Source organism: Elusimicrobiota bacterium, from assembly GCA_041658405.1.
Lineage (GTDB): Bacteria > Elusimicrobiota > UBA5214 > JBBAAG01 > JBBAAG01 > JBBAAG01.
In genome coordinates this window covers 1-11,512 of sequence record JBBAAG010000088.1, presented here as the reverse complement: position 1 = coordinate 11,512, position 11,512 = coordinate 1, and the positions used below count along the sequence as shown (strand labels likewise).

Below are 11,512 nucleotides of genomic sequence, written 5' to 3'. Positions count from 1 at the left end.
TTTTATCGTTGGGTTCTGGTACGCTGTTAATTCACCGGTAGGGGGTGATTGGACGATAGAGGATTGTTCCGCTGCGCTGGCTTTCAGCATAGTGTTTACCGACTCTTTCGCTTGGTTAAGTTCGAGGGAATATATGGTTAAGTCCGAGGGAAACATTTTTTTGTGTTTTACCGCCGTATCCTCATTATTTATATTGATACGACAACGTTTTTCCGGGATTACACTTTTTGGCATAAAACTTGCTTCTTCTTTACTTCAAGTCAAGTGGGTGTAAACACTTCAGGTTTTGCAGTTTTTACTACTATACTGTTAACCCCAGCACTGTAGAACTCTTTCTCTTCGATTTTGGAAGGTTTGACAACACTCATTAATTTCTGCAAGTTCTTTTGGAATGGTTTTATACCCGGCGAACAACACTTTTGGTTTCTTAAACATATTCCACCTCGTTCTATAAAAAGATATGTACGATTTGCCTACCTTTTCTTTGATAACAACTAGAAGATTTGAATGTTCATATTATATAATATTTTTAATATGTGTTAACTCAAAATACGGTGTTAACCTGCAACAATGAATAAAATAGAAAGTTGGTTATGAAGATTACAATGAATACTAACCCGGCATTCAGCACAAATTTTTATCAATTTACTAAGTACCCGAAAAGTGATTCCGGTTGGGGCTTATCCACAGGCCCGGAGGGAAGGATTTATGTATCAGTCTGCCATGAATGCATCCCCGGAGGAACTGTAATAGTCGCGCGGTATAACGAAACCAAGGATGATATAGACTACCTCTTTGACGTCTCGGAAGTAACAGGCGACCCTGTGGATTCCGGCCGTGCAACACAGTGTAAGATACACTATAGCTTTGTCCCCTCCCAGGACGACGGTATACTATACTGTGCTACGCATTTAAGCGGCCCGCCGATAGATCTAAAAGCATACTCCCCCTGGCTTTTTTGGCATGATAAAACAAAATGTTTTCGCGGGTCAGAACTCATTGCTTATGATACGGTTAAAGACAAAGTTTTGTGGCATGATATTATAATCCCGAAAGAAGGCTGCCGGTGTTTAGCCTTTGACTCTAAACATAAACAATTGTATGCATTAAGTTATCCCCGTGACCATTTTATTATATACTCACTGGAAACAAAAACCCGGCGTGACCTCGGACGTATCGGCAGTATCAACAGCCAGGTAATTTTTTTGGATAAACACAACCGCGCATGGATGACTGACGACTACGGGCATATGATACGTTATAATCCCGATACTGATATTTTGGAACAATCCACGTATGTTTTACCCCACGAACCTTATCAAACAGGCTGGCATTCAGTTTTATACGATGTAGTCGCCTCACCGGATGGTGAGTGCGTGTACATAACAACCTGGAGCCCCGCACCGCGGCTCATACGTTTTTGGCCAACCCATGGCGAGTTCGGTACTGTAGAAGACCTTGGTTGCGCAACACAAAGCAAACGTAATACCGCAATACCGTTTAGTATGTTCCTTGACCACAGCGGCGGTGTAGTGTTCGGTAATGACGGTAATCTGTATTACGGGCACTCACGATGGGATGATGACAATAACCAAAACTCGGATACCAACCGACAATTCAAGAACGCAACCGGTGCGGTTGTGCAGTTAAACCCTCAGACACTTGAACGCAAAGAAGTAGCAACCTTAACCCGCCCGGACGGTGCTGCACAATACATTTCACGCGGTGCAAGGGATAGAAACGGCGACCTATTCTTTATGAACGTCGGGAGGCTACCCGTAGGTTTTTTTAAGATGACAATGCCTGGCCGTAAAGAGAGTAGTAACTCACATTTACCTTTACGCATATGGGGTTAATATATACAATGAAAAACAAACCTGGCCAAAAAAATATTAAAGACATGTTATGGGGCGAGATGACAGCATCCTCATTTTGCAGGGAAGGGCATTTTATGGCATTACAATTAAACTTCCCCGGGATGACAACACCGATCCCAATGAATGAAAGTTATATCACTGCGCTTACCCGCGGGAAGAATGATATTATCTTTGGCGGTACTTCCGGGACAACAGCGCATATCTTTGCAGCGAGTATCCGCAGTACCAGCGGTATAGCGGTAGACTTCGGCGGGGATAGTGTCTCAACTGAATGCAGAGGACTAACCTGTACTTCAGGCGATATACTTGTAGCAGGGGTTAATACCCCCAACAACGGGCGTTTATGGACCCGTAACGCGATGACAGCGATGCCGGATTGCATACAGGAATGGGGTTTTGATGTAAGCCAACCGAAAATCGCGTATAACTTCCCGAAAGGTGAGAAAGTATTATGCCTCACTACCGACACTACAACAGTATTCGTAATTGGGTTGACGAACAAACACGTGTTTATGTTTAACCCAAAAAGTAATACTGTACGCCTATACAACAAACAAAACATTATCAGGCTCACTAACCTTGGTGGCGGTAACGTTGTGGCACTCACTTCAAAAGGAGTGGTGTATAAGGTCGAGACTGACAAAACTATGGAAATAAAGTTCGTAGCGTTAACCAAACTGGATAAGTGTTTCACCAACAAAAACGTGTGTATCAGCAGCAACTCTATAGGAGGAACGTTTTATATTGCTGATGGTAAAGGCAGTATTTATGGAATAAACCTCAAAAAACGAAATGTTAAGAAAGTTACCAGTGCGCATCTCAGGCCTGTAAAGTGTATGACTATAACAAACGACGGTAGGTTATACGGCTTCTGCGGTGATGGTATGACAAACCTTTTTGTTTACACCCCCCGAACCGGTGAATACAAAAACCTTGGAGTTGCGGTATCAGTATTAAACCTCCGGAGGTATGGCTATGAGTTCAGTTGCGCAGTTACAGGCCATGACGGTGAACTTATGTTTGGAGAGAATGACCGTGGAGGATGCTTATGGGCATACTTCCCAAAAATATAATGAACTCAACTACTTCAACTTTTCTTTTAGCGCTATCAACAAATTCAGTGCTTCAATAGGAGTAACAGTATTAGGATCAAGCTTGCGTATCTCTGCAATTACTGATAAATACTCTAACGGGAATAAGTCAAGTTGAGCCACGTTTTCATTTTGTGTATCCTGCAATCCAAGCTCACCGGTTCCCGCCAGAGCTTTAGACGCGGAAGATACCGCACTGTTTTGCTCAAGCGCGTATATAATTTCTTTTGCGCGTTTAACGATAACACCAGGCAACCCCGCGAGTTTAGCGACATGTATACCATAAGACTTATCTGCGCTACCGGCAACTATTTTGTGGAGAAACACAATCTCGTCACCCCATTCACGCACGGATACATTATAATTTTTTACACACTTATACTTCCCCGCGAGTTCTGTTAACTCAAAATAATGTGTTGCGAATAATGTCCGTGGCCCAGCCGGTTTCGCGAGGTATTCCACACACGCCCATGCGATTGAGATCCCGTCAAACGTTGAAGTTCCCCGCCCGATCTCGTCAAGGATAAGTAAACTCCGCGAGGTACAGTTATGCATAATATTCGCAGTTTCGTGCATCTCAACCATAAACGTAGACTCACCGGAAACAATATTTTCACCGCTGCCGATCCGCGTAAATATACGGTCTACTATCCCGATAACCGCGCTTTTCGCAGGAACATATGAACCCATCTGCGCAAGGATTGTAATTAACGCGGTTTGCCGGATATACGTCGACTTCCCTGCCATATTAGGCCCGGTGATAATAAATAACTGGTTCTCTATATTATCCATAACAGTATCATTAGGCACAAACTTTGCGGGTAGCATAGTTTCTATCACAGGATGCCTGCCATCACGGATATCAAGGACATAACTGTCATTAACTTCAGGGAGAACATATCGGTTAGCTACCGCTAACGACGCAAGGCTTTGGTAACAATCAATTTGCGCAATAGTTCTAGCGAGTAACTGTATCTCATCAATAAACTTCAGTAGTTCAGTACGCACCTGCTTAAACAACTGTTGTTCGAGTTGAACAATCCGTTCTTCCGCCCCGAGGATCATAGCTTCCTTTTCTTTAAGTTCAGGCGTGATAAACCTTTCGGAATTAACCAGTGTTTGTTTGCGTATATACTCCTGCGGGACAGACTCAAGATTAGATTTTGTTACCTCAATATAGTACCCGAATACGCCGGTATACCCGATCTTAAGATTATTAATCCCGGTCTTATTCCGTTCTTTAGCTTCAAGTTCAGCCACCCACTGTTTCCCGCCGGTAGATAAAGATTTTAGTTCATCCAGTTGCTGGGAGTACCCTTTCCGGATAACCCGCCCCGAGGTAAGATCTGCCGGGGGTTCATCTACAATAGCTGAGTGTATAAGACTAACAACTTCAGGTAATTCCTTGATTTTATCAACGATTTCAATTACCGCACTATACCCTTCGCTGTTCCTTTGTTGTTGTTCACTAACCAACTGAGGAACTACGGTTATCCCCGCGAGGACAGACCTTAATTCCGGCACTTTAGCTAATGATGATTTTAGGTTAACCACATCCCTGGGTGATGCGATCCCGGAAAATACCCTGCTGACTAACCGTTCGAGGTCGGAGATCGAAGATAATACATCCCGGCAGTTTTTACGCGTAATATTATCCTCAACAAACTCCTTCACTACCCTTTGCCTTGACTTTATCACCCCAATATCTTTTAACGGAAATAAAAGCCAGGTACGTATTAACCTCCCTCCCATAGCAGTTAATGTTTGGTCAATAACGTCAAGCATACTGCCTTTACGGTTACCATCAAAATTATTGGATATAATCCCGAGGTTACGCACAACAGTTTCGTCCAGTACAAGATGATCCGCCAGTGAATACGTTGATATATTCTTGATATACTCCGGGAACTTTAACTGCGTTTTTTCGAGGTACCCCACCGCTGCGGCTACCGCCTGGATGAACAACGGTTTATCTTCAATCCCATTCCCCTTTAAAGCCTGTGGCTGCATCCCAAGCCGTGAAAGCGTATCCACCCCGGTTGAAACGTTTATATCACCGTGGAAATAAAAATTTGTGGGTACATTATTATTCTGGAAAATATTTATGACCTTACTGTTTTCGTTACCCCCCCGCGGGATGATAGCTTCATTTGGTGCGAACCTGCTGATCTCGAGGTTAAGTTTTTGGTAGTACGGATCATTTTGTACTTGGGTACCGGTAAGTTCGCCGGTGGATGTATCAACAAACACCACCCCGTATGACTTATAATCTTTCTCCGGGAAAAACGCAAGCAAGTAATTATTAGTTTTAGGATCAAGAAGGTTATCTTCGAGTACAGTCCCTGCGGTGATAACGCGTACAACATCGCGTTTTACTAAACCCTTAGCCTCCGCAGGGTCTTCAGTCTGGTCACATATAGCTACCTTAATCCCCGCTTTGATAAGTTTTGCGATATAATTATTCACTGAATGATACGGCACACCGCACATCGGTGAGCCATGGCGTGAAGTTAACGCGATCTCAAGTATTTGTGAAGCTTTCTTAGCGTCATCAAAAAACATTTCATAAAAGTCACCCAGCCGGAATAAGAGTATAGTATCGCGGTACTGGTTTTTTATTGACTGGTACTGCTGCATCAACGGTGTGAGGCTTGATTTCGCGGTAGTGTCCATAAAAGAATAGAGTTTACGGCTGAACCTGTTGTGCTGGCTTCTTTAGTTCTTCAATCGTACTATCTTTTTCTTTTAGTAAAGTTTTATACTTCTTCACCTGTAGTTGTAGTTCAAGAATAGTAACCACTATCCCAAAGAAAAAAGATAATAACATCAACGCTGTGATTGGTATAGCGAACTTCCACGCGAAAATAAAGACTTCAGCATTACCCATGCTACCGTTTTGCCAGGTGAGGATTGTAAGTAATAACGTAAACCCCATGATTACTAACATACGTATTGACATCATAAAACAATAATTCCCTTCTCTTAAAGACTCAAAATATATATTCTACCATATAGGAATCAAGGATTATCAAAGAAAACGGTTAACCGGAATTTTACGCAGGCAAAAATTAACATAGAACGTATCACCTCGTTTTATCCTCATGCCAAGCATAATATATCCTTTTGTTGAGCTTTGTGCAAGCATATCATTAAATACAGAAATATTAGACATTGAACGTGTATTAGTGGACAATGACCCTGCTGCTAATGAATATAAACAAGATTCTATATTGTACAGATTTTTTATAGGTTCAATTTGTGCAACAACATCTTCTGGTTCGATGAGATATGGCTTAATTTCCTTCTTCTCTGGTTGAGTGTATGTAAAATTCAGGAACGCAAGTGATGATGAGTAACGTTTTGTTTCGAACTCGCTAGATTTAAAGATAGGCATAGCTTGATATGCAGTATTATCAGAATCACATTCAGCAATTTTTACGACATTACTCCCCTTTTCTTCCTTCAATCCGATACCCCAGATCCTAAATTCTACATCACCATCAATATTAACGTTTAACGGCCGTTGTGAAGTAGTCACGACAACATCTTTCAATGAATTATCTCTCAATACGGTTATGGTAATACTTGTATCTGGCAAAGAATTCAATAATAACCCCTGCGCAGTAAACAATCCATCAATCTTATTACCATAAATATCTATGATCACATCTCCGGGTTCAAGCCCATTTTTTTGTTTTACCGCAACATAACTAACTACCAATTCCCCATTTTCCTTCTCATCAACCCATACACCGAGCCATGGATACACTGGCTCGCGTTTATACATCATTGATCTCAGAGAATGCTTAATAATTCTTAACGGTACAGCAAAACACAAATTATCTGAATACTCACCAAAAGCTTTAGCGGATACTATCCCCACAATATTACCAGATGAATTAATAACCGGCCCGCCGCTATTTCCCTGATTTAACCGCGCATCAAGCTGCAAAAAATGTTCGTAGTGAAACAACCCTCCTGAATTAAGATACCGCCGTTCTTTACAGACCCGTCCTATCGAGACCGTATCCTCTAACGTCAACGGGGATCCTATTGCAACAACTTTATCTCCTAACCCAATCCCTAATTTTCCAGGTTCAAGTTTCAGATAATTAATAGATGCAGTACTGATACTGATAACAGCTAAATCGGTATACGGGTCCTGTTGGATTAAAGTAGCGTAGAATACACGATTCCCATGCGTTATAACCTTGATTTTATTAATATCAATATCCGTATCCATTAATCTTTCCAATAAACTCATATCAAAGATATGATTAACCGTAAGAATATAACCGTAAGTACTTATGAACACCCCGCTCCCGACTTCAACCATTTTTTCTTTTGCCAGCCGTTTGTCATACGTGTTAAATGTAACTTCAAGTTTTACTACGCTTTTTCTCAGTTTATCGAGAAACTCTTTACTAAACTCTGAATTATCAGAAACATCTTTCAACGAGTATCCACAACTACTACAAAAATTACTGGAGGTATTAATCACCACACTGCAACTGGGACATAGGACAGGCTTTACGGATCCTTCAGCAGCAAGTACTAATCCAGCATAAAAACTAATTAATATTAGAATAAAAACAGTGTGTACTTGTTTAGATAAAAAAGATTTCATTAAAAAGTTAAGTCTCCTTCTAACGAATGTATGTGATTACATACAATATTTAGTTTAACAACATGCCCAGCAGCGATACTGCTTTCCGGTCGGAATATTACGGAACACATTGCCCGTGTTTTACCATTACACTTACCGGTATCAGGATTACAATTATCAACCAACACTTCCTGAATTTTTCCGACATAAGATTTAGACTTGAGCTCTGCAACATTGTTTACTACCCGCAAAAGTTTCGCATGCCTACGTTCCTTAATTTCCTGTGGGACAGTATCGCCCCACTTTTCCGCAGCGGTACCAACCCGGGGTGAGTACTTAAACACGTATGCGTAATCAAACCCTATAGATTTCACGGCGGTAACGGTTTGTTCAAACTCGTCTTCAGTTTCCCCGGGGAACCCAACGATAAGATCGGTGGTAACCGCGATCTTTGGTTGCGTATCACGCAGTTTATTTATAAGTTCGTGGTAATGTTCAATACCATATTTCCGGTTCATAAGTTCAAGTATGCGGTTAGACCCGGACTGCAACGCTAAATGTATATGCTCACACAATTTGGGCAATGTTTTGAAACACTCAATAGTATCATCAGAAAGATCTTTTGGATGCGAAGTAAGGAACCGTATACGTTCGAGGTTCGGGATATCGTTGATCTTTGTCAATAAATTGGCGAATGACATATTCCCTGACTTATAAGAATTAACGTTTTGCCCGAGTAACACGATTTCTTTTATCCCGGCCTTAACCAACTTCCCGACTTCGTCCAACACTTCGCTGGAATCACGCGGGACTTCCTCCCCGCGGACATACGGGACGATACAGTATGAACAATAATTATTACATCCCCGCGAGATCGCAACGAACGCGGAGACCCGGGGTTTATCGTTTTGTAATATGGTTTTGTCAGGCGGATATAAAGGATGAGAGTCGTCAGATAGCGGTGTTCCAACAATGTCCTCACCTCGTCCATTTTCTAACAAATCGTCAAACAACTTTCCGAACCGCAGGATATCTTTTGCCGGGACGACGAGGCCGATATGCGGATACTTATGCTTAATTTGTTTTACCCCAACCCGCGCAGCGGCGCAGCCAGTGACAACGATGATTCGTCCCGGTTTTTTGTTTTTCCAAAACTTTAGACGTCCAACCTCGCTGAACGCGCGTTCTTCCGCGTGCTGGCGCACAGTACAGGTATTGATAACAATGACATCAGCGTCAGCGATATTATCTGTGTTCGTGTACCCGCGTGACGCGAAATACCCGGCGATTATCCCGCTGTCGTATACGTTCATCTGGCAGCCGTAAGTTTTGATAAAATACCTTCTCATACCGGTTTAATTACTTCACCCATCCGTACTCGTACCCGGTTTCGTACATCGCAATAATGTTCTCTACAGGCGTTACGGGCTGGATATTATGGCATGGCGCGAGGATATACCCGCCTCCAGCACCGAGGATACGGATATTATCAATAACTTCGTTCTTCACATCCTCAACACTACCAAAGGGCAGTGTTTGCTGGTTATCCACCCCGCCGTGGAAGATAAGGTTAGCACCAAAATCTTTTTTCAAGCCTTCACGTTCCATCCCGCGGCACCGCCATTGTATTGGGTTAAGGATATCCACTCCTAGTGAAATAAGGTCCGGGATAATCTTGCGTACCGCCCCGTCATCATGGTGGATAACATACGCTCCGGCGTCGTGTACGAGTTTCGCCATCTTCGTCATCCATGGAATAAAATATTCGCGTATTTGTGCAGGAGAATACATCAAATCCTCCTGGCTACCCATATCTTCTGCGACATACGAAATATTAACTTTCCCGGGTATAGTTTCAAATATCCTCTGTGTGTTGGTATACGCCAAGCCATAAAGTTTATCGAGGATATAATGCACGAGTTCCGGGTTCTCTATAAGATCAACAAATGCTTGTTCATCCCCGCGTAGATGTTTGTACATAAGAAACGGTTCTGACCCGCCTCCGCGGATAGGATACTCCTCTTTCCCGCTAAGTTTTTCCGGTATCCCGCTGAAGTCCCATAGATCAGTGGTTGGCCATTTATATTCAGCTTCAATTTCTTTTACTGACGCAAACTTTGCTAAAGGATGATTTATACATTCATTGTAAGTACCGGTACCGTAATTCACGGGTTTACGCAATAACCCAAACGGGTCAGCACCATCCGAACGTTTAGGCCCGGCATACCTTGGCCCTACGGTGATCACGCGGTCAATCCGCAGTTTTTTAAACACATCAAGGTCAGTAGTAACGCCGAAATACTTTTTTAGTTTATCCATAGCCTCCGGTGTACCCCAGTAATCCATCGGGATGCGGTCAGGTTTTCGACGGGTTATAACCTGTAACCACCTTTCTTTTGGCGTCATAGTTTCAATAGGCATAATACCTCCTATATTTTTTCATTCAAATGCATAACCTTTTGCCAATTAATCCCCAATAGTTTAGCCGCTGCACGGTCAACTTCCTGAGGGTCATACCCGGCAAGGATTTTGTTAATTCTTGGATAACACTCTTTCCCTCCGAGATGATACTCCTCTAGCCCGATAGTTGCATCAAAAACCGTGAGGTCGGCTTTGCGGTAACGGTTGAGGTCAAGTATTGCCTCCTGCATTCTGTTATGAAACATAGACTTTTTCCAGTGCCCGCCTGCCTGGTAATACTTCGGCGGAGCAAACCCCATCATATTCTTCATACTCCCGGTAAATACTGACAAACTATGAGCTTTCAACATCGGGACTGAGATAATATAACTATCCATTGCAATCTCAGGTATATAGAATTCACGGAAAACCTTATTCCCGGGAAGTGAAAGTTTTATTAACGGTGCGAGGTTAAGGTCAATCAACGGTACCCCAAGTTTTTTTGCAAGTTCAGTATACCCCAAACTCTTAAATACATCCTCAGTCCCGCCATCAGCCTCACCACACCCTTCTGCGATAACAACCTCTGTGTTTGGCGCAACCTTCCGCACGTAATTAACTATTACTTCACAAAGTTCAGGAGGCGTAGTTACCGGCGGAGGAAGGTCAGTTACGAGGTTAGGTTTAATAATAACCCTCTTTTGTTTAGCAATGACCTCACCAGCACCGATTTTATCCAATGCTTCAACTACGGTTACTTCATAACTCTTAAATCCAAGAACAACAATGCTCTCCGGCATAATAGTTTATATCCTCACATCTTCCCTGCGAACATAAGTATGCCGATAACTATGAATAACGACGCTGCACCGTACCGCACATACTTCAACACGTTTTCTGATAATGTACGGTTAAGTATCATCGCCAGTATTACACTAAGAATAGTTACTAACGCTAATGCTGACACCGCACCGATAATTACTTCAAGATAACACTTTTTTGAAGTTGCCATACAAAAACTTGCTAACTGAGTTTTATCCCCTAACTCCGCGAGGAATACAGTAACAAACGTAGCTGCAATAATTTTCCAGTCCACAAAAATAACCTCCTTGCTTTTACACCCTATCTTTGTACTCATACACGCGTTTACACCGCGGGCACGCGTATTGTGTGGTAACATCCTGCCGGTTACCATCCTCACTTATATCCACAACCTCCGCTTGCTCAACTTTTATAAGTTTAACAAAACATTTCCGGCAAAGACGTATTCCCAGTATCTCAGCTATTGTGTAGATAACAAACCCCAGTACCGCAATAACACCTGCAATAACGATAAATGTCCAGAGGAATGACACAAAAACGCTGATAACCGCAAGGATTATCACAAAAATTATTAATCCAAGAATATACTGCATAACACCTCTTTTGTTTTTAGGAATACATCACTTCTTAAATACTGAGGGGCACAACTTTGCGACGGTACACTTCCCGCAGGCAGGTTTTTTAGCGTCACACACTTCCCTCCCGTGGGTTACTAA

Annotated in this window: 11 protein-coding genes; 2 read left to right on the top strand and 9 right to left on the bottom strand. The window is 42.5% G+C overall.

Going from position 1 to position 11,512, the window contains the following annotated elements:
• A partial coding sequence (locus WC955_11735; GenBank protein ID MFA5859721.1) for a hypothetical protein occupies window positions 1-234 on the bottom strand: 234 nt, incomplete at its 3' end.
• Between the two features lie 359 nt (window positions 235-593).
• Here WC955_11735 and WC955_11730 point away from each other — a divergent pair.
• Both WC955_11730 and WC955_11725 read left to right on the top strand, forming a co-directional pair.
• A complete protein-coding gene (locus WC955_11730; protein ID MFA5859720.1) occupies window positions 594-1,856 on the top strand; it encodes a hypothetical protein in 1,263 nt (420 codons plus the stop codon).
• Between the two features lie 8 nt (window positions 1,857-1,864).
• Window positions 1,865-2,950 carry a hypothetical protein gene (locus WC955_11725; protein ID MFA5859719.1) on the top strand — a complete coding sequence of 362 codons (1,086 nt, stop codon included), beginning with the start codon at window positions 1,865-1,867 and terminating at the stop codon, window positions 2,948-2,950.
• A 9-nt stretch (window positions 2,951-2,959) separates the two neighbouring features.
• Here the strand turns inward: WC955_11725 and mutS are convergent, their stop codons facing one another.
• From mutS to WC955_11685, 8 genes are all read right to left on the bottom strand, one after another.
• Entirely contained in the window at window positions 2,960-5,641 is a 2,682-nt protein-coding gene (gene mutS / locus WC955_11720) for a DNA mismatch repair protein MutS (protein ID MFA5859718.1), read from the bottom strand.
• A 13-nt stretch (window positions 5,642-5,654) separates the two neighbouring features.
• Window positions 5,655-5,930: a hypothetical protein gene (locus WC955_11715; protein MFA5859717.1), complete on the bottom strand. Its 276-nt coding sequence runs from the start codon at window positions 5,928-5,930 to the stop codon at window positions 5,655-5,657.
• A gap of 66 nt (window positions 5,931-5,996) precedes the next feature.
• On the bottom strand, window positions 5,997-7,595 hold the full coding sequence (locus WC955_11710) for a trypsin-like peptidase domain-containing protein (GenBank protein MFA5859716.1): 1,599 nt from the start codon (window positions 7,593-7,595) through the stop codon (window positions 5,997-5,999).
• Complete coding sequence (miaB, locus tag WC955_11705; GenBank protein MFA5859715.1) at window positions 7,595-8,923, bottom strand: tRNA (N6-isopentenyl adenosine(37)-C2)-methylthiotransferase MiaB; 1,329 nt, start codon at window positions 8,921-8,923, stop codon at window positions 7,595-7,597. The genes WC955_11710 and miaB overlap by 1 nt, the downstream gene beginning before the upstream one ends.
• A 10-nt stretch (window positions 8,924-8,933) precedes the next feature.
• Entirely contained in the window at window positions 8,934-9,995 is a 1,062-nt protein-coding gene (locus tag WC955_11700; protein ID MFA5859714.1) for a uroporphyrinogen decarboxylase family protein, read from the bottom strand.
• 8 nt (window positions 9,996-10,003) lie between these two features.
• Entirely contained in the window at window positions 10,004-10,774 is a 771-nt protein-coding gene (locus WC955_11695) for a DUF362 domain-containing protein (protein MFA5859713.1), read from the bottom strand.
• Window positions 10,775-10,788: 14 nt separating this feature from the next.
• The gene (locus tag WC955_11690; GenBank protein MFA5859712.1) at window positions 10,789-11,112 is read right to left on the bottom strand and encodes a TMEM165/GDT1 family protein; all 324 of its coding nucleotides are present in this window, start codon (window positions 11,110-11,112) and stop codon (window positions 10,789-10,791) included.
• A complete protein-coding gene (locus WC955_11685; GenBank protein MFA5859711.1) occupies window positions 11,090-11,389 on the bottom strand; it encodes a hypothetical protein in 300 nt (99 codons plus the stop codon). The genes WC955_11690 and WC955_11685 overlap by 23 nt, the downstream gene beginning before the upstream one ends.
• Between the last annotated feature and the right edge of the window lie 123 nt (window positions 11,390-11,512).